Below are 22,978 nucleotides of genomic sequence, written 5' to 3' on the forward strand. Positions count from 1 at the left end.
ACTCACAGTAACTTCAGAAATAAATGTGGTAACCACATTTCCTTGTTGTTTAAGAAAATAATTCATTGTACAAGTGAATTAACTTTTTTGATTCATTTGGCCAATTTAGTACTTTGCTTGCCTCTTCACATTTTTGAACATAATAATTACTTCTTTGCTGGATAGCTTCAATTCCTTTTACAATCGCCTTTTCATTCTCATCCACTGCTACCCCAAAATCATACTCTTCTAATAGATAAGCTTTCCCTGGATGATTAGAAGATACTACCGGAAGTCCCATCAACATATACTCAAAAATTTTATTCGGCGTTGAATAATAATTATTTTCACTCACATTCTCATACATCACTAGCCCAATATCAGCTTCCTTGGTTAGGGATAATATTTCTGAAGGAGGTACCTTCGGATGAAAATGAACCCTGGAAGTAAGCTTTTCTCCTTCAACTAATTGCATAAGAGCTTCTTTTATATCACCATCTCCAAGCAAAACAAGATGATAGTGATCAGGCAATTGATTCATCGATTTAACACATAGCTCAATACCCCTGTTTTTTGAGAATCCCCCTTGATACAAAAGAATGATTCGATCAGTTGGTATTCCATAAAGATGATGAAAATAATGAGCACTTTTCCGCTCTTGCTCAAGACCAAGAAGAGGTATATTCTGCAAATAAATCGAAGGTGGCAATTTCCCATACCGCTTACTAAATTTATCGATTAAATAAGGATTTACAGTTATAAATCGATCAACATGCCTCATTAACTTTGCCTCTAATGCATAACCAAAACGACGATCAACGGCATTTCGACCAGTCATTTCATTAAAAAGTTCATGCGAGTCATAAATCAACTTACTCTGAAAATGTTCCTTTAAGCGTTTTCCAGTATCAAGCGTGTTTAAATCGTGACAGTGTACGGCATGAATGGTTTCAGATCCCATCGTTATCTTTACTTTTTTATAAAATTCGTAGCTCGCATATTGATCCTTCGCAAGTTTAATGATTGGATGCCGAACCATTTTCGCTAGTACTGTTGGTTTTCGCGATGAGCCACTAGCGATCCCTTTCTTTGCTTGCTTTGTTGAAATGGAGAGCTTATAAATCTTGATCAAGTTATGCAAAAAGGGAGGATCAGTATCAAATTCATTCAGGCAACAAATCGTCACCTGATAACCAGCCTCTGCAAGAGCAATCGCTTCTCGTTGTACTCTAGCATCGTAATCAATGTCTTTAAAAAGAACCATTAGAATATGCTTCATTTTTTCTTCGCCTTCATAAACTCATCGTACTGTTCAACGATTTCTTTCGTATCGCCAACCGCTTTTTGTTCACCGCGATGAATCCAGACAACACGATCACAGATCTGTTTCACAAGGCCTGAAGAGTGTGTAACCAGAATCACTGTACGATCTTGCTGGATCTTTTCAAGGATCGCATCTTTACATTTCTTTTGAAACGCTGAGTCTCCAACACCTAATACCTCATCAATTAATAGAATTTCTGGATCAAGCATGATCGCAGTTGAAAAAGCTAGCCTTGCTTTCATTCCAGATGAATACGTTCTAACAGGCTTATAAATAAAATCATCCAGCTCAGAAAATTCAATAATCGCTTCAAGGTTTTCATCAATTTTCTTCTTACGGTTCCCAAGTAGAAGGGCATTCAAATAAATATTTTCAATACCAGAAAGTTCAGGCTGAAACCCGGCTCCAAGAGAAAGTAACATCGGACGCTTTCCTTCGACCTGGTAAGACCCCTGATCTGGTTCAATTAAACCGCTCATAAGCTTCAAAAGAGTACTTTTTCCTGATCCATTCCGGCCAATAATTCCGAGAACTTCACCTTTTTTAACAGTAAAATCCAGGCCTTTCAATGCCCAGAACTGCTTTTTATCCTTACTAAGCAATTGCTTCAATGGATTATCAGAATGCTCAGGATACGAGACCCAAATATCTTTTAGTTCAATGATGTCCTTTTTCAATTAAATCACCTTAGCATATTGTTTGTCGTATTTGTTCAAAATGCGTAGTCCAATGAACAACAGGACTAGTGAGAGCGCTAAAATAATGAAGAGGTTATCCCATAGTGGCTGTCCTTGATAAAGAAAGATGTTACGGTACGAAACGAGAAAGTTAGTGAAAGGATTAAGATAAAGAAGATCTCTAATGTTTGCAGGTACCGACTCCATTCGAAAAAGTACTGGCGACAGATAAAGCAATGTCCGTGAAATGTATTGCATCATGTTTTTAATATCTTTTAAATACACACCAATATGAGCCATGATGATCATGATTGGGAGCAATAGAAGAAGGTTAAGTATGATTAAGATAAAGAAATTCAATGCATTTACGGTTAAGTCAACACCACTAAAGTAGAGAAATAAAACCATAATGACTGAACTTACAAGAAACTTAAATGTATTCACACCAAGTCTCACAAGAATAAAAGTAAGCTTTGGCACATAAACCTGTTGAAGAATACGAGCTTTTGATGAAATAGCCGTAGTGGCATCAACCATACAAGCAGTTGCCCATTTTAACGGGATCAGGCCTGTAAAAAGATAAACAGCATAGTCGTCTCCGCCACGATCTAAAACGATTCCTACTAGAAAATAATAAATCGCCATATACAAAATCGGATCGACAATCCACCATAATGTTCCAAGGTACGTTCTAGCAGTATTCGATTTCAGTTCGGATACGGTTAGGTGGTAAAGCAAATCTTTGTTATTTCGCCAATCGTTGAGTAATTTTTTAAACATTCGCTTGTTAACTCCTAATCTCACTGCATTTATATTTTCAACGTCATATTATATTTTATATAATTCCGCTTCTGTCGTCTACCAGTATCAGAAGCCTGTCATTTTGGGTACTAACCCTTGATAAGTCGCCTTTTCTCTACATTTTTTCGCTAATCTCCCCCTTTATTCAACCGTAATTTACAAAATCTTAACGTTTCTCATGAATTTAGAAACGATTAACTTATTCTTTCATAATTCAACCTGAATTGCCATCTTTTGTCGAATAACATTTTTTGAGATATCCAACACGAAAAAAGCAACCAGGATGGCTGCTTTTTCGTGTTTTATAGAATTTTAACTAATTCTGCTACTTCTTTTTCTGAGTTCTCTGTTGTTTCATATACTTGCTTGATCATACCTACTCCCTTTGCATAAAAGATTGTCATGATCATTTGGTCTTCCTTCTTTGTCACCTTTATAACGTCATGAAAACTTCCATAAGGAACCTCTACAGTATCCAACTTAGTCATCTCTAGCCCTTCTTGTTTCTGGGAGAGATCCAAAAGTGCTTCCACTTCTTCTACAGATTTATATCCTTTAAGTATACTTTCTTTACTACTTGATTGACTTTCTTCTACAACGGCAGCTCGGTCTTCTGTCCATTTGACAATCTGGGTCGTTTGCATATCTCCAAGTGTAATAATTCTTTGAAGATATTCAGCATTCTGATCAACAATATATTCGGTAAACAACTGCTTTCCTTGAGATGTAAATGTCTTTGTGACACCAGTTTCAGGTCTGTAGTTAATCAAATCCACTTCATTAATTGTGCTTATTTCGTTAGTACCTGCTTTCGCTTCGGTTACTTCACTAGAGCTATTCTCTGTTGAACCTGTACCACACCCAGTCGCTACAAGTAACATTAAAAGTAAACTTATTGTGGTTTTTTTCATATTTGCCTCCAAGTTAATGGTTAATATGTGTCTAATATAATCTGTTAGCTACCTGACTTTTCGGTTTGTCCTGAACTTTTCCACCAACTGTGAACAAGGTGGTTACACGGTTTTCCATACCATATTCAAAAAGAACGTCCTGCACGGATGAGTTCAATTCATCATGTACGAGAATTAGTGGTGCACCAGTTTGAACGGCTAATGAGGAAGAAACAAGAGCATCAGGAAAATTCTGACCAATGGAAAGAAGCACAGTATCTGATACCATTTCGTCGCTGTATTCATTTAAAATAGCAGCAAGCGTTTCATATCGTGTCTCCCCAGCCAAACGCTTCACATTAGAACCATTGGAACTTTTCAGCTGCTCTTCTAGATTTGAAGAAATAACCGCTTCTCCGCCAAGTATCGCTGTCTCTTTCCCTTTTACATACGAAAGAGCTTCCGCTGATAATTCTTTCTTATCCGTTAGGAGTATCGCCCTATCGGATGCTGAAGCGATTGGCGAGCTTGCTAGCGCATCAGCATAACTTAAGCCGTTCGCTACAAACACTCCCTCAACATGATCAAGCCTTTCGTTAATCATTAAGTTTGTTTCATATCGATTGGCTCCACCCAGTCTTTCTGCTACTACCCCTAATCCCTTGACTTGCTTTTCAACCGTTGTAGAAATGGCACTCTTTCCACCAATCAATAAGACTTTGTCAGCACCTAATCGCTTGATTTCTTGCTCAGCAAAAGGATCAAGTGACGAGCCTCTAGTTAAAAGAATAGGCGCATTTCCTAGTTGAGCAGCAAGAGGACCTACAGATAGAGCATCTGCATAACCTAATCCATTTGTAAGTACAACTGTTTTTTCATTTTTATTATCTTTAAAACCTTGAGGATAAATTTCTTTTGAAATCTTAACGGCTGTTTCAAATCGATCGCTTCCAGCAAGAGCTTTCACGTTAAGCGTCTTTGTCACTTGTTCTCCAGAAATATTTGTCCAAAGCGTATCAGCAGACGTTCGATTGACAACTTTTACATCCTTCATAGCTTTAGCCGCTGAAATCGCCTGGTTTTTTTCGAAGTAACTCCCTTTACTTGAGCCATCTTTACTCCGAATTTGATAAGGACGCGTTAAATAATTCGACCACTCAATTGTGCCTTTCTTCTTATCAATGACTTTTGTATTTTTACGATCTTTTGCATAATTGATCGCATCCGAAAGCTCTGTAAAAGAAACAGCTTTACTATTTCCTTTAATATAAACATCATAGTTTACTTTAGTAGAGTCATAGATCGTTTCCTGCTTATCTTTATCAAATACCGTCACGTTGTTAAGGTTTTTTGCGAATGTAATCGCGTCATCTCGTGAAGTGAATTGCTTAATTTCTTTCCCACTACTATCCTTCACTTCAAACACTTTAAAGAAGTTAGTAGCAGCTTGCGCAAGCGCTTCTGCGGCATCGTTTTGGAAACGACTTGTTTTAATTAAGCTTTCTTCTGAGGGATTAGACATATAACCAAGCTCCACGAGTACAGACGGCATCTGTGCATTTCGAATGACAAAGAAAGCCTGATCATTTTGAATTCCCTTATCGAGCAATCCAGTTTTATTCAGCACCTGCGGATGAACGATGCTAGCAAGTCGGCGGCTTTCTGATTCGAAATTAACCTGCATTGGATCTGGCGGATATTCTTCATCCCACGCCGCGGCTTTACTATAATAATACGTTTCATATCCTTTAACGAGCGTGCTAAAAGGGTACGCATTATGATGAATGGAAACAAAAAGTGAATTGTCATTATTTCCCTTCACGTATCCATTCGCAACTTTCATTCTTTCAATAAGATCCTCTTTTGAGTCATTCGCAAAATCACGATCCGTTTGTCTTGTCATAAAAACTTTAATATCCGTTTCTTCTAACTTTTCCTTTAGCTTTAAACCGATTTCAAGCGTTCCAACTTTTTCATAAAAGCCGGTTTCTGCTCCAGAATAACCAGAGGTTCCAGTAAATTTCCCTCCGTGCCCTGGATCAATCACTATGTATTTTTCTGCTGAAGCAAAAGACGGACTGTGTATCATAACGACCATGAAAATAAAAAAACTAACAAGTAAACTCTTTTTCATACCCCACTCTCCTTTCTTGGCAATCTATTACATTTTATTATAGGTGAGTGAGAACTTCTACGTTCATTAGCTAATTCTTCTAAGATAAGAAAATAAGACTATTCATTCAGCTTCCTTTTCCCTTTTTCCTCCATTTTTAATAATGAGTCGATAACGCAAAAAAAACCTTTCCACTTTTGCAGAAAGGTTTTTGAACGGTTGTTATTCAATAAACGGATCTGGTTTAATAGTTGAAGCACCAAAGTAATATAAGATCGCTTTAACAATTCGGTTTGATGCTTCTCCATCTCCATAAGGATTAGCAGCTTGGGACATTTTATGATACTCCTCCTTATTTGTGAGAAGAGTTGATGCAGTAGAATAGATTGCTTCTTCATCTGTCCCTACAAGCTTAAGTGTTCCAGCTGAAACGCCTTCAGGTCTCTCAGTATTCTCTCTTAAAACAAGAACAGGTGACCCAAGTGAAGGTGCTTCTTCTTGAACACCACCAGAATCGGTTAAAATCAATGTTGCTTTTGAAGCAAAATTATGAAAATCAATGACATCAAGAGGTTCAATTAAATGAACACGAGAATGCGTTCCAAGTACTTTATCAGCCAGATCTCTTATTAGTGGATTTAAATGAACAGGAAAAACCACATGAACATCCTCATGTTCGTTAACAATCCGCTTAACAGCTTGGAATATACGTGTCATTGGTTCACCATGATTTTCTCGTCGGTGAGATGTGAGTAAAATCATTCGTTTCCCCTTAATTTTCGATAATAGAGAATGATCGTAGTCTTCTTGGACCGTATTTTTCAATGCATCAATCGCTGTATTTCCAGTTATATAAATACGATCTGCCTTTTTTCCTTCATTTAATAAATTTTCCGAGGCTTGAATGGTAGGTGCAAAGTGCAGATCAGCAAGATTTCCAGTTAGCATTCGGTTCATTTCTTCAGGGAAAGGAGACCATTTATCATATGATCGTAGCCCCGCTTCTACATGTCCTACTGAAATTTGATTATAAAATGCTGCAAGACTTGCAGCAAAGGTTGTTGTCGTATCCCCATGGACTAGCACAAGATCAGGCTTTTCTTCCTTCATAATTGTATCAAGACCATTCAGCACTCTTGTAGTAATGTCAGCAAGTGACTGTTTGCTTTTCATAATATTTAAATCATAATCTGGCTCGATCTCAAAAATAGATAATACTTGATCAAGCATTTCTCGATGCTGGGCTGTTACAGCAACAAGCGGCGTAATGTGTTGCGGAAATTTCTTTAACTCATTCACAAGCGGCGCCATTTTTATTGCTTCAGGTCTTGTCCCAAAAACACTCATTACTTTAACAGGTGCCATGTTGACTCTCCTTTTGTTCAAATGGTGAAACACATTCCATTACATCTTATTAAAACACCCAATAAAAAGCAAAAAGCTTCCCTACATAACAGAAAGGCTACTATTTAGTTACCGCTTAAATAATCGACGATGAAATCGCCCCATACTGCAAATCCTTGTTCATTCGGTCTAGAATCTACTAAAAAGTCGCTCATTTTTTCACTATCAACGGCTGGCCATTCTTTCCAATGATCCAAATATATGAGGTCATTTGCTTCCGCATATTTTTCAAGAGCACTGATTTGAAGTGCGTAATAGCCCGGATCAGCAATCGGATTTGACGGCATCATCATGATACTAACACTCGGGATCGCTTCTTTTAATTCCGACATGAAGATAGAAAGATTTTGGTGCCCCTCATCAATAACCACAACACCATTATCATTTAACGTAAACGCTTCTAATAGAACAATATCGGGTTTTTCTTCAATGACGTTTTCATACAATTCGTCCTCAACGATTGACTTGGTTGTGGCGTCTTTAAAAGTAAATTGTTTAACTTTAAAAGCCCCATTCCAATAGGATTCTTCTAACCCCTTTTCAATATTTTGCTTGAGTCCTTTTGTACTTGTACCGATTGATTCCGAGCCGACAATGGCAACAGAAATCGGTTCTTCGAAAGACATCATCTTCTCTTGAAGGTGCTCTGGGAAATTGGTAACTAGCTTTTTAAGTTTCTTATTACTTACCGGTATTTCCTTAATTCCTTCACTTTGCTTTGTGGACCCTGATGCAGAATCAACTTCTGCACTTACAGTCTCACCTGTTTGTTCAAGCTTATCATCCCAATGAATCTTCCCAGCAACAACCACTGCAAGGCATCCAATAAAAGCAATCAAAAAGAGTACTTTTTTCATAACTTCCCCCCTGGAAATCTGTCGAATAATGGTATTTAATAATATTATTGTAATAAAGGGAAAATGATTGCAAGTAAAAATTAAAAAGCCGCTCACTTTACGGAGCGGCTTTTTGGCATCTTACTTATTTAACCATTTGTTAAGCTGATCTTTCACATCTTTGTTTACAGCACTGTCACCACCAAGAACTTTCGCTCCTGATACATCTGTTGTTGTAAAGTACTTAACAAGATAAGATTCAATCTCTTTCGGGATTTCATCGCTCTTCACAAGGAACATGCTACCTTTATCTTTCACAACAAGTGGTGCAGCTGCAAGGGCATCCGGGAAGTTCATTCCGTTAGCTACAAACAGTTGATCAGTATTTGTACCAAGCTCTTTATGAATTTCTACAAGGGTACCGAATCGGTTTGCTCCAGCAAGGCGTTTGGTTGTAAGCGATAATTCATCAGCCATATCGACAACCTCATCAGAAATGACCGCATCTCCACCAAGAACGTAAACCTGCTTTCCAGTCATTAGTTTCTTCGCATCTTTTGTAAGTGTTTTGCCGTCAGTTAATACAATTGGCATATCATTTGCACCAGCAATAGAGGCAGCACTTAATGCATCAGCAAAGTTTTTACCAGTTGCAAGGAAAACAGCTTCACTAGTTGAGCCTTTTTCAGCAAGCTTGTTAATAATTTGAACGTTTGTATCATAACGAGTGTCTCCGCTTAGGCGCTCAATATCAGCTGTACTGACGCCAATGTTTGCAAGTTGTGTATTGACTTTCTTTGAGATGGCATTTTCACCACCAAGAATCATGACATTCTTAGCTTTAAGGCGAGAAATCTCGTTAAGAACCTCATCAGAAAGCATACCGTCTTTATTAGCAAGTAGGATCGGTGCATCATAAGCACTTGCTAAAGGTCCAGCAGATAGTGCATCTGGGAAGTTAAAACCAGTTGCGATAAATACCGTATCAGCAGTAGTTCCTTCTGGATACATTTGCTTGGATACTTCAATAGCTGTTTCAAAACGATTGTCTCCAGCTACCACTTCTACCATATCTCCATCTGTCTCAACAGGCACGATTGAAAGCACTTCGCCTGTTGCTTTATCTTTCAAGAAAATTCCAGCTGTATACTTACCACTATTTTCTGGTGTCGTAATTTTCACATCCGTAGTTGCTTTCTTACCTACACCTAAATCAAAGCTAGACTTACCAGTAACTTCAATCTTACCAGCACCTTCTTCTCCAGCTGCGAGCACTTTCGCTTCTGTAACGGAAAGATCGAAATCTGTAGTCTTTTCAACTGTTGAATAACCATCGACCCGAATTGTATATTCACCATCTGGAAGGTTCTTTACAGTGAATGATTCTTCAGAGTCACCATCTGCATCAATGGCAATATAATCTCCAATAATTTTTCCATCTTTTGAGCGATAGAGGTATAGGTCAAGATCATCGCCAGCATCGCTTGTATTACCAATGGCTACATCAAGAGAGATGTTATTCTTGAGGTTGATTGTTTTATCATATACATTTCCACCTGTTACAGTTTCACGAGATTTTTCCGTTTCAGGCTTACTAAACGCGCCACCCACTACTTCTACTGAACGTTTCGTAGATAAGTAGTTTTCAAATGTGACAGATTTGGATACTTCGCTTCCCGGCATAGCACTACCAAGTGCAATTCTTCCTGGGCTAGATACAACATCCTGAACGAATGCTTCTAGTTTAAATTTGTTCATAGCAACGCCGTCTTTTGGAGCCGCAGTACCATAGACCGCTACTTCCCAAACACCAGATTTAGGACTTTTTGCAACATAGTCTTCTACGCCAATACCATCATAACCAGCATAGCCCTGGAATGCGTTAACTTGATCACCATCAGGATTCATAACAAGCATCCTGACGCGCCCCTGGAATTCATCGTTTTCTTTAAGAGCTTCTAATGCAAAGCGAACTTCCTGCGCGCCTTCTTCTACATTAAAGAAATAGCTCTTTGTTTTCGAAGACTGAACTTCATCTTCATGCGTTAAGCGGAAACGATCTTCAGATGTAAATTCTTCTCCAAGAACGATCGTCTGAAATGAGCGAGCTTCCGCATAAGCCGTATCTGGATCATCAATTAATAGAGTACCTGCGTTAACGCCAATATCCATCTTGCTCTTATCATATTTAACAGTCATTTCCTTAAATTCACCCGGTGCAAGTTTGATGCTCTTTACAGAAGGAGTAAACCAATCAGAATTCGAAGAAATGTTAAGGTTCTTCGTTTCATCCGTTGGGTTTTCAACCATAACCGTTACTTCTTCAGGAACTTCTTTGTTGCGAACATAAAGTCCTGGTCCACCAGAAACTTTCTCACCGTGGTACACCGTTACATTGACTTCTTTTACTTCATTGATGTAGTGCTTACGAATATATTCATAAGCTGCGGGTACATCAATTAAGCCAGCTCCTTCTTGAACACGAGTGTATCCGTCCACATGAACAGCTGTTTGGATAAGGGCTTCACGAGCAAGCTCATAGTCAAACGGGATGCGATCTTTAAGTGCAGCTTGCTTTAATGTTGCGACAGCTCCAGCTACATATGGAGAAGACATGCTTGTACCTTGAAGAACTTCGTAATTACCCAAATGCTCAGGGAAAGAAGCATAAGCAGATCCCGGTGCTACGAAGTCTGGTTTTTGTTGCCCATCTTCTGTTGGACCATTTGCAGAGAAGTACCAGAGACCTTCACCTTGAACTGGAGAACCATCTGCATTTTTGCCATACGGATAATATCCATATTCTGTAGCCCACATTTTACTGTTAATGTATGCTCCAATTGAAAGAGCTTTCACTCCATCACCGGGAGCACCTACGGAATCCACGCCTGGTCCATCATTACCAGCAGAAGTGACATAAATCGTATCGAATAGCTCGCCCATGTCTTCAATGATTTTCGCATAAGCGCCTGATCCGTCATTAAGGTCTGGTGAGGAACCTAGACTCATGTTGACAACATCTGTTCCAAATCCACCTAATTCTTCAGGTACTGCTGCAAGATACATTGCATTCGCGATACTCCACCCATATGTTCTACCAGCAGAGTCAAATACTTTTAAACCATATAAATCTGCACCTGGTGCCACTCCTTCAGCAGATACAGCTCCAGTATCATTTTCTCTTTCAGGTCCATTTGCAGCTGTAATACCAGATACGTGTGTACCATGACCGTCCCCATCAAAGAAAACTGTCGCAACTGGGAATGGATACAATGTTGTATTCGGGAATTGATGCCCTTGATAAGTAGGACTAGGACTTGCAATTCTAAAGTTAGCACCAGCAACTTCGTCCTCCTGGTTAAGATCCATGTTATCAACGTCGCCTTCACCATATGCTTTTTCGTCGGTGAAATCTTTGTCCTGATCAATATCAATATAGACTTGATCATCTACAAGAAGAACATCAAATTGAGCGTCGCCTTTACCATCACCATTTAAATCACGGTAGACAGGCTTACCTTTAGCATCTACATCATAAGAAGCTGGAAGCAACGAACCGAAATAATATGTATCGTCTTCCGCATCAATACCTTCTGTTTTATATGTCCCTTCTTCTACAGTAATTGAGTCGCCTTCAGCCACTTCTTGCTGGAACCAAACGTCCCCTTCTCCAACTGTATCAACGACGCCTTTAATTTTAGAAGAAACAACTTCGCCTTCTTTATTATATTGAGTGAAGGCTTCGTGACCAGGATCGACACCTGTGTCTATAATACCTACTTTGATTCCTGTTCCATCGTATTTATCGTGAAACTCATCAACACCAGTTGCCGAATGAGTTTCTTCGGTTGCAGGTTTAACCACATCTTCAGGGTTTTTGACTTTTGGTTTAAGATCAGTGTCTTCACTTGGTCCTTCATCAAGAACGATTTCATTATTCGCTCCTAGCATGCCAACAGAATCTAGGCGATAGACTTGAAGAACTTTACTTGTTGGTACCTCAGCAAGATACAAGTAGTTGTTTGTATTTTTCTTTACTTTCACGCCAAGTTTTTCAAGTTCTTTTGTAAGGTCAGGTCCACCGTGTTTTTTTGCAACAATAATTAATTCTTGTTTTGATTGTTCACTTGCAGCAAGTGAGGCAATCTCTTGCGTAACAGGAAGCTTAAATTTCTTCGTTTCTGATAAAGCTGCCTCAGCTTTTTCTGGATTATACGTCATACCCGCGAATGAAGAAGCAACAAGAGAAGCGCCTGCAACAATAGTCAGGACTTTTTTCTTAAACGTCATTTAGTAAAATCCCCCTTAATAGTTTGTGAAATCCCTACAATCGATCCCCCTTTACTCGAAATAATTATAATAATTCACTATTTTCAGTTTAATTATAAAGAGATTAAGAGTCAATCTTTAACTGTTAAAATTGTGAAATTTTTTGATAATTTGTAGATATTTTAGGACTTTTGTCCATAAAAGCGAAATAATGCCGTAATGATAAAATGCAATGGTTGAATAAAATGTGATTAGTAAAAAAACAATATAAAAAAACGCAGCGTCAACGACGCTACGTTTTTAATCATCAAGAAGTTGATCGATATGCCATGCTTTTGTCTCACTAATCGCAGCTGGCCCACCTAAAATACGGTAGTTACTCACTCCTTGATTATTTAAATATAAGATAGACTTATTTAATGCTTCATTTTCTCTATTAGGATGAACGAGAATGATAGATTGACCTGATCTTGATGCAGCTGCTCCACCTGTGAGAGCATCTGGAAACTTAAGCCCTGTGGCAAAATAAATCCCATCACTTTCGTCTATCCCAAACCTTAACAAGACTTTAAAGTTTGTATCAAATCGATCTTCTCCACCGATTCGCTCTGAGTCCAAGGATGGAATTTCAGAGACCACACTTTTACCGATAACTGTTTCGCCGCCGATCACATATGCTTTTTTGGGACCTAGCTCGTTTAAATAGGTTTTCGTATCATCAGGTAAAGAATCACTTTTCGTAAAAAGAACAGGTGATTCAAACCTTGACGCAAAAGAGGAAATAGACAAAGCATCCGGGAAATTTTCTCCTGAAACGATAAAGGTTTCCGTTGTATTTTCATTTTCAATGATCTTTGCAATTTCAGTAGCCGTTTCATAACGATTATCTCCAGCGATTCTCGTTGTTTCTATGCCTTCTGATTTCAACTGATCTACAACACCTTCAGGAAGGGCATCTTCCCCACCAATTAATAGAACATGATTGGCAGAAAGGCGATTTAATTCATCTAGCAAGCTCTGCGACAAACCACTTTTTTTCGATAATAATATAGGACTTCCTAGTTTAGAAGCAAGAGGCGAGGCTGCTAAACTATCTGGAAATTCATCAGACCGAGCGAGCACAACGAATTTACCAGTTATACTCTTCCCATTAATTGAAATAGTTTGCTGATCTACTGTATTCCAACTTTTTTTGGAAATATCAATGGCAGTTTCGATTGATGTCTCACCATATATACGATTGTACTCTGTCACGCCATTAAATGCAGCTTCCACATCTAAGATACCACTGCCAAAATCATCAGACCCATTAATGGGTGCTGCTGTTTCTTCTAATAATTTAAACACTTGTTTGTTTGTTAAGTATGATGCGTAGTCTTTTAGTAAAACTCCTGAGGAAGCTACAATTGGCGACGACATACTTGTACCTTTGTCAAAAGTATATTCTCCATTCAACGTAGTACTATAGATGTCCGTTCCAGGAGCAGCTAGATCAACAAGAGGGCCATAATTTGAAAAAGGTGCCTTTTCTTTTGTACCTGTCTGAACAGAAGCGACTGCTATTACTTCCGGATAGGCTGCTGGAAAAACAACTGCCGAATCGTTGTCGTTACCCGCAGCACCAACCATCAGGATGTCTTTCGCTGCCGCTTCCTCAATTACTGTTCTTAAAGCAAATGAATTATTATAATTACCAAGACTTAAATTAATTACATCTGCATTATGATCAATCGCATAGCGTATCCCTTCTACAACTGTTGATAGATTTCCAGTACCGTTCTCCGTCACTTTTATCGGCATAATCGAAACCCCACGTGCCGGAGAAGCAATCCCGATTTGGTTGTTTGTTACTGCTCCAATAAGCCCAGCAACTTTTGTGCCATGCCCATCTAAATCTTGAACCGATTGACTTCCATTTACAAGGTTAACCCCAGAAATGAGATTGGCTTTTAGGTCTGGATGAGTAAGATCAACCCCCGAATCTATTACTGCAACCTTTGAAGAACTTTTTTGATTACTGAGAAGCTCCCATGCATTCAGTAAATTGATTTGATCCATCCACGGGTTTTGATATGAAAGCAATGCATCGTCTGGGAGACCCTCTCCCATTAAATACACTGGTTGATCTTTTTCTACATACTTCACTTCACGGTTAGACTTCAAACGATCAATCGTTTCGTCGACTTCCTGTTTTGGAACTTCAATCACTTCCACTTTTGTGGAATATTCGGATTGCCTTGAGGGACTTTTCGCTTCACCATATGTAACAAGGATACGCTCTGTTTCTTGATCAGATTGAGCTTCAGAGACTATGGGACCCAAAGAAAATAACAGAATAAAGAACATGAAAAGAATAATAGTTTTACTTTTCAGTTGTGACACCTCTTCCATGATTGATTGTTATACGCTTTACTTTCACAAGTTTATAACGAATCTTTCGACAAATCACTAGAATAGTATCACATTAATAGTTTGAAAAAAATGGTTTTAAGTGGGGAGGAAGTCTCATTTTTTTAGAGGTTGCTTGGAAAAAGAGGGGTTACACGCGTTCATGGAGAAGGTTCTGGTGCTGTTGTTGAAGCGTTTGAAGTTTTTCCTCTAGGTTATGCTGCTCTTTTCTCATACTGCCTATGATTTGAATTAAACTCGTAATCATCGTTTCTACACGTTCAATTCGATCTTCTTGCAATTTCGACACCTCCTTTTCATTTTCATCATTTTACCATATAATGGTCAGTAGAGTTCTAAAATTCTTTCGACATTTTTATGTTGGGAAAGTAATCTCAAAAACTGGCGATTAAACGCTATAAATTCGTCCATATTTCCCAACCTCAAAACTATTCTCTTTTCTGAGAATTTTTAGTAAACTGTAATCAAATAGTTCTAGGAGAAAGGAAGCAAAGAATGATTGGAGCAAAAATCCGATACTTCAGGCAGATGAAAGGCATCACACAGGAACAACTCGCTTCCGGAATCTGTTCTATTCCGTATTTAAGTAAGATTGAACACGGTCTTGCCCAGCCAAGTGAAGAACTTGTTGGACATCTTTGTAAAGAGTTAGGCGTCTCCCTAGATCAGGTTGATGATGAGGATAAAATGAATAAACTTCACAATGATCTAGATTCCTGGTACAAAGAAATGCGTCTAAGAAACTTTGATGAAGTTGTTAGTTACAAAAAGCTGATAGACGAAGAAATTGATGGCGTGGAAGATCCTGATATGCTCACGAAATATCTTCTTTTATCGTTTAGGTATCATATTTTATTTAGAGAAACTGATAAAGCAAATGATATTCTTGAGAGATTGTATCATGTACAAGAAAGACTATCTGAGCAACTTGAATTCTATTATTTTTACTTTCTAGGATTATACTACTACCAAAATAGTAAATTTAAAGAAGCTGGTGAACAGTACAAAAAAGCTCATTTTCTTCTTACTTCGATGAAATCAAATTCTGCAGAATGGGCGGAATTTTATTATCAACAAGCGCTTGTACACAATCGTCTTAGTCAAATTACTATATCTAATAATCTTGCAATAAAATGCCTTGAAATGTTTAATAAAGAATACAATTTCAAAAGAGCATCAGACACTGAAATTCTTTTAGGAGTAAACAATAGAGTTATCTTAAATTATGGAGAAGCCGAACATCACTTTCAAAACGCTCAAAAATATGCGGAATCTTTTAATGATAAACGACTTAAGAGTATTATTTATCATGACCTTGGTTATGTATACTCCTGCCAAAACGAATCGGATTTGGCTTTAAAATACTATCAATTAGCTTTACAAAATAGTGAAGTTCACGAAATTGAAGATCGAGCTAAGACATTATATTTAATTGCTTCAGAGTATATTAAAAGTGGTAACTTTGATCTCGCTCGTAAATCAATTGATGATGGTATGGAGCTAGTTACAAAAACAGAGTACCTAGAATATATCCACCATTTTAAAATCTTGATTTTAAAACTTAGTAGCAAGCAGAGTGAAAATCAAGAGGTAATCCTTAAAGATGCAGTTGAATACTTTGAGGAAAAAACACGTTGGTACTATGTTTCAGAGTACGGTGAAATGCTGGCAGACCATTATTTTAATAATGGCCAATATAAAAATTCAAGTTTTTATTTTAGGTTAGCGAACGATGCCAGGAAAAAAATCATGAATTAGAAAGGGAGAAAAACATGAAAAAGTTAATTGTAAATGCACTACTTATTACTAGCTTAGTAGGAGTTGTTACTCTAGGTAACCACGACAGAGTACCTGATTCTCACGACAGAGTGCCTGACTCAAGCCCATCAAAAACTGAAATTCATATCTAATACTCTAAACCCGGCTCATTTTAGCCGGGTTTTTTATTTGCCCCACCTCCACTCACAACGCTATACTTATCATAGTTTAACTAGAATAGGAGTGTGCTAAGATGGCTTTTTATATGTTTGATGTTGACGGCGTTTTAACAGATGAAAACGCTAGACCTGATAAAGATGTTGTAAAAATGATTGAACAATTAGCAAAAGATGAGCACATCCTATCTTTTGTGACCGGTCGTTCGAGAGGATGGCTTTCTGATCATCTTTTTCCACTCTTTGATGATGACATTGACTGGTCTTCCCTTTATTGCGTATCTGAACACGGTGCCATAAAAGGACGTGGAACAGATATTTCTTCATGGGATCTAGATGAAGAATATGTGATCTCTGATGAAGTAAAAGACAAGTTATACAAAGTGAGTCAAAAAGAGAAGTATGAAGATCTGATTCAATGGGACCAAACGAAAGAATCCATGGGTACGGTTGAGGCCGTTCACGGTGATCCTGGAGATAAGGAGCATTTAAAGAAAACACGCGAATCGCTTCAGGAATACGCAGATGACGTACAATCGATTTCTTCTGAATCGGGTAATAAAACAGCTGTATCTACTTATGGAGTTGATGTGATTCATCCCGATTTATCCAAGAAAATTGGAGCTACGTGGATCCTTGATGAAATTCAATCAGCTGAGGAAGTATTTGTTTTTGGAGATAGTAGTGGTGATATAGTGATGGCTGTTACCGCAAGAGAACATGAATTAGAGAACATTACGTTTTATTGGGTTGGCGAAGGTGAGACGCCAGAAGAAGAAAATATCACCTCTATTTCAAGTGAAGCTTCCTATTCAGAGGGAACGAAAGAAATACTAGAAAAGCACATTGGCTAATCCAATGTGCTTTCTTTCTGTATTAAACTAGTTCTACTGGGCGATTTTGTTTAATCGACTCATAGCAAGCTTCAATCGCTTTTAAGTTATTCACTGTCGCCTCACCGGAATAAGACGGCGTTTGATTGTTTTGAACACAGTGTGCGAAATGTTCGATCATGAGCGTATACTGCTCACCTTCAGCCGTTTCTTCTCTCACCTTACCTTCGCTATTCTTAATTTGAATCGTACCACTCGCTCCTTGAGCGTCAGGACGGTAAGCGTACGGTAGACGAATGCTTCCTTTTGTACCAAGAATCTCATAAGAATTGCTCATCTGGCGTTCGAAACTACAATCAAACGAAGCGGTAACGCCGTTTGCAAATGTTAAGATGCCTGAAGCGGAAAGGTCAACGCCTCCACCTTCCGGAATAGCTGCTTCAGCGTAGACCTTAAGAGGTTCGTTGCCAAGGATGAAGCGAGACGAATGAATGCAATAACATCCCACGTCCCAAATGCTTCCCCCACCTAGTTCACTGCTGAGGCGAATGTTATTTGGTTTGTCTCCAAGGTAGAATGAAAAATTCGCACGCATATGCTTTACATCACCAATTTCACCGGACGCGATTACATCCCTTACAACTTCGTGCTGAGGGTGGAATTGATACATAAAGGCTTCCATAAATATAACGCCATTTTCTTCACAAGCTTCCACCATCTCCATTGCGTCACGAGCCGTAATCGCCGCTGGTTTTTCACAGAGAACATGTTTCCCTTTCTTGGCAGCTGCAATGGTCCACTTTTTGTGAAGCGTGTTTGGGAGTGGAATATAAACCGCATCAATTGTTTCATCTTCCAACATCGCTTCATAGCTATCATGATAATGTGGAATGCTCATTTCTTCTGCAAATTCTTTCGCTTTTCCACTGCCACTCGCTACACTAATAACTTCAGCACCTGTAGCATTCTGGATCGCAGGTATAACGGCTTTTCTTGCAATATTCGCAGACCCCATTATTCCAAATCTCAGTCCCATTTCATGCACTTCCCTTCTATGTATTCATTACTTATTTTACCATTCTATCGAGTTAACTTCCCTGATGATGTTTCCTTATTTACCTTTCATCTACCCCCAACGTACCATGCTATAAACCGAAACATTAAGTAATCCCTTTAATCCCCCCTTTTGATTATAAGGAAAACAAGAGCCGCCCTCGTAGACGAGGGCGGCTCTTTTCATCAATCAACAAATCTTCGAATCACTTCAATGAGCTCTGGACGAATACTTTTCTCCAAATCCTTAATTTGTGATTGATTACGATATTTTTTCTCAATAATATCGCGCTGTTTACTATTTTCAAGCATCCAATGCAACCATTTACTGTCAGCCGTTTCAGTGAATGTTTCATCGTTTTCATATTTCCCATGTAAGTCTTTTAATAATTGCCCCATGTTTTTTTCAGGATGCTCATTCCAATAAGTTCTTAACGCATCACAAAGAATTTCAATTTCCTTTTCTCCATGCATCCAATCACATCCTTTTTAAGGTTCATTTCTTTTTTATATTCATACGCGATCGCTACATTTCAACCATTAGATAGGTAAACTAAAGTCATTTTATTTATCATAACACAAAACCACCTCCCATTTAATGAGAGGTGGTTTTGTGTTATTTTGAAAGTTTATTTACCGTTTCTTCCACTGGTTTACTAATAGCTGCCTCACCACCAAGGAAGTAGTATTCTCTACTCATTGAGGTCTCTACATACCGCTCAGCTTCACTGGAAAGTGAGCTTTGTTTTGTTAAAATAACCGGAGCACCCATAGCTGCCGCATAAGGGGACCCAGGAAGAGCATCAATAAACACATCTCCATTCGCGAAAAAAACACTTTTGCTTTCAAAAGCAAAGGTTTCAGCGATTTTCACGCTTGTTTCATAACGATTACTTCCAGCTACGCGCTTAACTGTTGAAGTGCTATTAAGGTTTTCCTCTACCATACTTGATACAGCATTTTCTCCTCCAATGATGGTAGCTGCAACTGGTTTTACGGTAGTCATGTAAGTTGAAGTAGCTTCACTTAATTCTTTACTGCTCGTTAACAAAATAGGAATTTGTTTAGACGCGGCGTATGGCGCGATTGAAAGAGCATCAGGTGAAGTATCATCTCCAGTTGTAACAATCACTTGATTGCTGTTCCCAACTTCTTCAGCAACAGCAATTGACGTTTCATATCGATTATCCCCACTAATTCTTTCTACATCTGAAAGATAACCTTTTATCGACAGCTGGTTAACTACTTTCTCCGAAATTGCTGCTGGTCCGCCAAGAATATATATTTTTTCTGGCTGCAATCGATTGATCTCGTCCTCAACGACTGACGGAAGTTCATCACTCTTCGTTAAAAGGAGTGGGGCATTGTACTTCTTAGCCAGAACACTACCTGTAAGTGCATCGACAGAAAGATCTCCTCTTCCCAGAACAACCACATCTGAAGATTCCTTCCATGCGTTTTGAGAAATTGCCACGCTCGTTTCATAACGGTTGTTTCCAGCAAGTCTGGTAATCAGACCTGATTCACTAGATTTAACTAAATCAGTACCCGGATAATAGAATGATAGAATTTGATCATAATTGCGCCCCTCTTTAGACTGCTGATAGGCTCCATATTGACTCATGCCAATTCCATGTCCGAAGCCACTTCCTGAAACAACGTAAGAATCTTTCGTATCGTTTATTTCTTTCACATAAGGGCTTTTCATAATAGTCGTACCAATCATAAATCGAATATTGTAGGAAGTATCATCCACTTTCATTGTATTTGTTTTGATCTGTCCATTTGAGTTTTTCACAAAACCATCTCTGGTTTTTAAAAAATAGTCAAATTCTATACTACCTTTTAACACTTGATCAGATTGAAAAGGTGGAACAGTAAAATCAATATCCTTAATATTCGTGATTTTTATTTCATCAGATGACTTAACTTTCCCTTTTGAAACAAGCCAAGATTTCATATTTTTGATTTCTGTTACATTTGAACTTAATTCTGACACGTTCGACCACCATGATTCAGGCTTTTTAAGGTCCAATTTCTCTATATCAATTTGCTGTTTTCCAAGCGTGTAATCCCAGTAGTCGTAGCTTGTTATCATTCTCTCATCGTAAGGATCGACTTTCGTCTGCAAGTATGGGATCCAGCTACTACCCCAAGAATTTGTATTTGACATCACCATTCCACCATTCGTGGAAGAATAGAAGGCACCTATGTATTCTCCATCAAACATCAATGCTCTTCCAGCTGTTTCCTCAACAGCTTCATTCGTCGTTTGATACCAATCATAGCCTTTATAAACTTGACTAGACTGGCTATCCGTCAAGTTATCTTTTCGAGGAAATGCAAATGTCCTCGCTGCAACTGCTTGTGCTTTTAAAGCTTCCATGCCTCCGTTCGTTCCCCAATAAGCTGGCATTTCACTAGGCACTACGCCTTTTAAATACTCTTCCATCGGAAGTGTATTAACGGGACGAATGTATTTCCCATCAACCGTAAATTTCATTTCACCTAGATACCTTTTATCACCGATTGCGACAAAGCTATCCATCGCATTTGTGATGGTTGGTACAAGGGTCATTGCACTCCCAAAATTAGTTAACTTTGTGTTTCCTCGGTAGAGCACCACATCGCCTGATTCAGCTTTGACACTGTACTCCCCCACGTTTGAACTTTCAATTTCAATCTCACTACCTTGAATTTGATAACTTCCTGTTACATTGAACTTTAAAACCGTCGTATCTTTCACATAGTTTACTAGTTTAACGGTAACTGTTTCTCCCGCTGCCTGCACACCATGCATCGACAAAGAAAATGCTAAAATGCCAACCAAAAGTGACGTCAAAAGTTTCAAATCTTTTCCCCCTAAGATTTTTTAAGAAAATATTAGTACTATTCTCCCTTTTTAACACTTTAGCATAATTTTTACATTAAAATAGTCACTCTATGACGAATCTTACAAAAATAACATAGAATACCTATAATTAGTGTCGAAAATATAGGTAATTCTTACTACAAAACCGTATATTTTTACTCACGAAAAAAGCCCTCACTAGACGAGAGCTTTTCGTAAACGGCATAAATACCATAATTTCATGAGGAAAATACTATGTAGGCACCCCGTTATATCAACGAATACGTCTGTTAAAAGCGCAGTACGATTTGGAATAAATGCTTGAATAAATTCATCTGTCACAGCGATAGTCGTAACGACTAGAAGGACAAGGATCAGTCTATAAATGGAGTCTCTCGCTTTAAATAAGTGAAACAAGCAAATTGCGATAAAACTATAAACAAAAAAATGACCAATTTTTCGTATCACAAAATGGGCAAGGCCACTTTCACCATTGTTTAATAAACTCACTGTTAACGGACCATACTGAAGTTCTCTTGTTTGAATAACTTGTGCAATTCCCTTAACAATATATGGCGCAGGCTCTTGTCCGAGTAATGTAAGCGAGGATATACACGAAAGAACAAATCCGATACCGAACCAGCACTGGATACTGACAATCATAATTGTACGAGAGAAAGTCATATCCTCCGCCTCCTTTTCAAGCACGTTACAGTATCGCCTGAATTGAAGTCGCTTATACGGCTGCTTCTACCATTTTCTTCAACTCCATGGCTCTTTTCTCTAGTAAATTTTTCATATAATTTTTAAGAAAAAGTACGTTAGCGATGTTACCCAAAATACCGAGAGGCGCTTTATATACAAATTGATCAACCATTAACGTTACACCATTCAGATCTTCAAATCGATGGGTATGAACAAACGATTTAAATGCACCATTTGTCATTTCGTCAATAAACCAGTGGGGTTCATTCATCCCTGTAATTTTAGCTGTTAACCGTTGCTTCATTCCAAAATGAGTGGCTTCCCATGTAACGGTATCCCCTGCCTGCATCAAGCCTTCAGTTACTCCATCAATCGCTTTTTCGTTTGTTTGTTCTGTACTTTTCATATGAGCATCGACATTTCTAGCATAATCAAAACACGTTTGAATAGGGGCATCAATAAGCGTTTCTAAATAGATTACAGGCATCGCGAGCTTCTCCCTCCAACTTTAAACCTAAGTAACAACCTAAATTATTGAAAAAAAGTAGGTCATAACGATTATTTCTTATAAATCGACAAATTATCCTAAAATCGTTAGACCTTTGAGCCGATAACTTAATTAAACAGTTCTATGACATAGTCTACTTTATTTACCTAATATTTTGTAGAGATAATAGATCGGGCTCATATGAATCGGAAATGGAAAGCACCTGAAGAAATTCTCTATCAAAAAAAGCGCAAGGAAAAGATGCTTTTCCTTGCCCTTCCTCTGATAACGATTTTATTAGGAATAAGCATTGCTGTTCTAACAAAGAGATAATATTAATCAGCTTTCCTTTTTTCGTGATCGTTTAGGAGCTTCAGGATTTGGGATACTCTCTTTAGGAGTTTGATTATTCG

17 protein-coding genes are annotated in these 22,978 nt (G+C 38.3%); 2 read left to right on the forward strand and 15 right to left on the reverse strand.

What is annotated here, in order from left to right; translation table 11 throughout:
* Positions 1 to 49 precede the first annotated feature (49 nt).
* The 10 genes from ATG70_RS15040 to ATG70_RS22560 all read right to left on the reverse strand — a co-directional run bounded on the left by ATG70_RS15040 (position 50) and on the right by ATG70_RS22560 (position 14,982).
* Positions 50 to 1,258, reverse strand: coding sequence for a glycosyltransferase (locus ATG70_RS15040; protein ID WP_098445079.1), 1,209 nt, complete (start codon positions 1,256 to 1,258; stop codon positions 50 to 52).
* Entirely contained in the window at positions 1,255 to 1,980 is a 726-nt protein-coding gene (locus ATG70_RS15045) for an ABC transporter ATP-binding protein (protein WP_098445080.1), read from the reverse strand. Before ATG70_RS15045 ends, ATG70_RS15040 begins: the two co-directional genes overlap by 4 nt.
* Positions 1,981 to 2,760 (reverse strand): ABC transporter permease, encoded by a 780-nt coding sequence (locus ATG70_RS15050; RefSeq protein WP_098445081.1) that lies wholly within the window; start codon positions 2,758 to 2,760, stop codon positions 1,981 to 1,983.
* A gap of 323 nt (positions 2,761 to 3,083) precedes the next feature.
* Positions 3,084 to 3,692: a hypothetical protein gene (locus ATG70_RS15055; protein ID WP_098445082.1), complete on the reverse strand. Its 609-nt coding sequence runs from the start codon at positions 3,690 to 3,692 to the stop codon at positions 3,084 to 3,086.
* A gap of 31 nt (positions 3,693 to 3,723) precedes the next feature.
* Positions 3,724 to 5,805 (reverse strand): cell wall-binding repeat-containing protein, encoded by a 2,082-nt coding sequence (locus ATG70_RS15060; protein ID WP_098445083.1) that lies wholly within the window; start codon positions 5,803 to 5,805, stop codon positions 3,724 to 3,726.
* Between the two features lie 201 nt (positions 5,806 to 6,006).
* Positions 6,007 to 7,149 carry a non-hydrolyzing UDP-N-acetylglucosamine 2-epimerase gene (wecB, locus tag ATG70_RS15065; RefSeq protein WP_098445084.1) on the reverse strand — a complete coding sequence of 381 codons (1,143 nt, stop codon included), beginning with the start codon at positions 7,147 to 7,149 and terminating at the stop codon, positions 6,007 to 6,009.
* Positions 7,150 to 7,253: 104 nt separating this feature from the next.
* Complete coding sequence (locus tag ATG70_RS15070; RefSeq protein WP_098445085.1) at positions 7,254 to 8,045, reverse strand: SGNH/GDSL hydrolase family protein; 792 nt, start codon at positions 8,043 to 8,045, stop codon at positions 7,254 to 7,256.
* Between the two features lie 120 nt (positions 8,046 to 8,165).
* Positions 8,166 to 12,314, reverse strand: coding sequence for a cell wall-binding repeat-containing protein (locus tag ATG70_RS15075; protein WP_098445086.1), 4,149 nt, complete (start codon positions 12,312 to 12,314; stop codon positions 8,166 to 8,168).
* A gap of 279 nt (positions 12,315 to 12,593) precedes the next feature.
* Positions 12,594 to 14,615 (reverse strand): cell wall-binding repeat-containing protein, encoded by a 2,022-nt coding sequence (locus tag ATG70_RS15080; RefSeq protein ID WP_179886292.1) that lies wholly within the window; start codon positions 14,613 to 14,615, stop codon positions 12,594 to 12,596.
* Positions 14,616 to 14,832: 217 nt separating this feature from the next.
* A complete protein-coding gene (locus ATG70_RS22560; RefSeq protein WP_159785129.1) occupies positions 14,833 to 14,982 on the reverse strand; it encodes a hypothetical protein in 150 nt (49 codons plus the stop codon).
* Positions 14,983 to 15,197: 215 nt separating this feature from the next.
* Here ATG70_RS22560 and ATG70_RS15085 point away from each other — a divergent pair, with 215 nt between their 5' ends.
* A complete protein-coding gene (locus ATG70_RS15085) occupies positions 15,198 to 16,460 on the forward strand; it encodes a helix-turn-helix domain-containing protein (protein ID WP_098445088.1) in 1,263 nt (420 codons plus the stop codon).
* Between the two features lie 253 nt (positions 16,461 to 16,713).
* Positions 16,714 to 17,490: an HAD family hydrolase gene (locus ATG70_RS15090; protein ID WP_098445089.1), complete on the forward strand. Its 777-nt coding sequence runs from the start codon at positions 16,714 to 16,716 to the stop codon at positions 17,488 to 17,490.
* A gap of 22 nt (positions 17,491 to 17,512) precedes the next feature.
* Here the strand turns inward: ATG70_RS15090 and ATG70_RS15095 are convergent, their stop codons facing one another.
* The 5 genes from ATG70_RS15095 to ATG70_RS15115 form a co-directional block, all read right to left on the reverse strand.
* Positions 17,513 to 18,505 carry a Gfo/Idh/MocA family protein gene (locus ATG70_RS15095; RefSeq protein ID WP_098445090.1) on the reverse strand — a complete coding sequence of 331 codons (993 nt, stop codon included), beginning with the start codon at positions 18,503 to 18,505 and terminating at the stop codon, positions 17,513 to 17,515.
* A gap of 203 nt (positions 18,506 to 18,708) precedes the next feature.
* A complete protein-coding gene (locus ATG70_RS15100) occupies positions 18,709 to 18,996 on the reverse strand; it encodes a hypothetical protein (protein WP_098445091.1) in 288 nt (95 codons plus the stop codon).
* Positions 18,997 to 19,138: 142 nt separating this feature from the next.
* On the reverse strand, positions 19,139 to 21,373 hold the full coding sequence (locus ATG70_RS15105) for a cell wall-binding repeat-containing protein (RefSeq protein WP_098445092.1): 2,235 nt from the start codon (positions 21,371 to 21,373) through the stop codon (positions 19,139 to 19,141).
* A gap of 198 nt (positions 21,374 to 21,571) precedes the next feature.
* Positions 21,572 to 22,057: a VanZ family protein gene (locus tag ATG70_RS15110; protein WP_098445093.1), complete on the reverse strand. Its 486-nt coding sequence runs from the start codon at positions 22,055 to 22,057 to the stop codon at positions 21,572 to 21,574.
* Between the two features lie 52 nt (positions 22,058 to 22,109).
* Complete coding sequence (locus ATG70_RS15115) at positions 22,110 to 22,565, reverse strand: SRPBCC family protein (protein WP_098445094.1); 456 nt, start codon at positions 22,563 to 22,565, stop codon at positions 22,110 to 22,112.
* Between the last annotated feature and the right edge of the window lie 413 nt (positions 22,566 to 22,978).

This window comes from Bacillus sp. es.036 (assembly GCF_002563635.1).
Taxonomy (GTDB): domain Bacteria; phylum Bacillota; class Bacilli; order Bacillales; family Guptibacillaceae; genus Guptibacillus.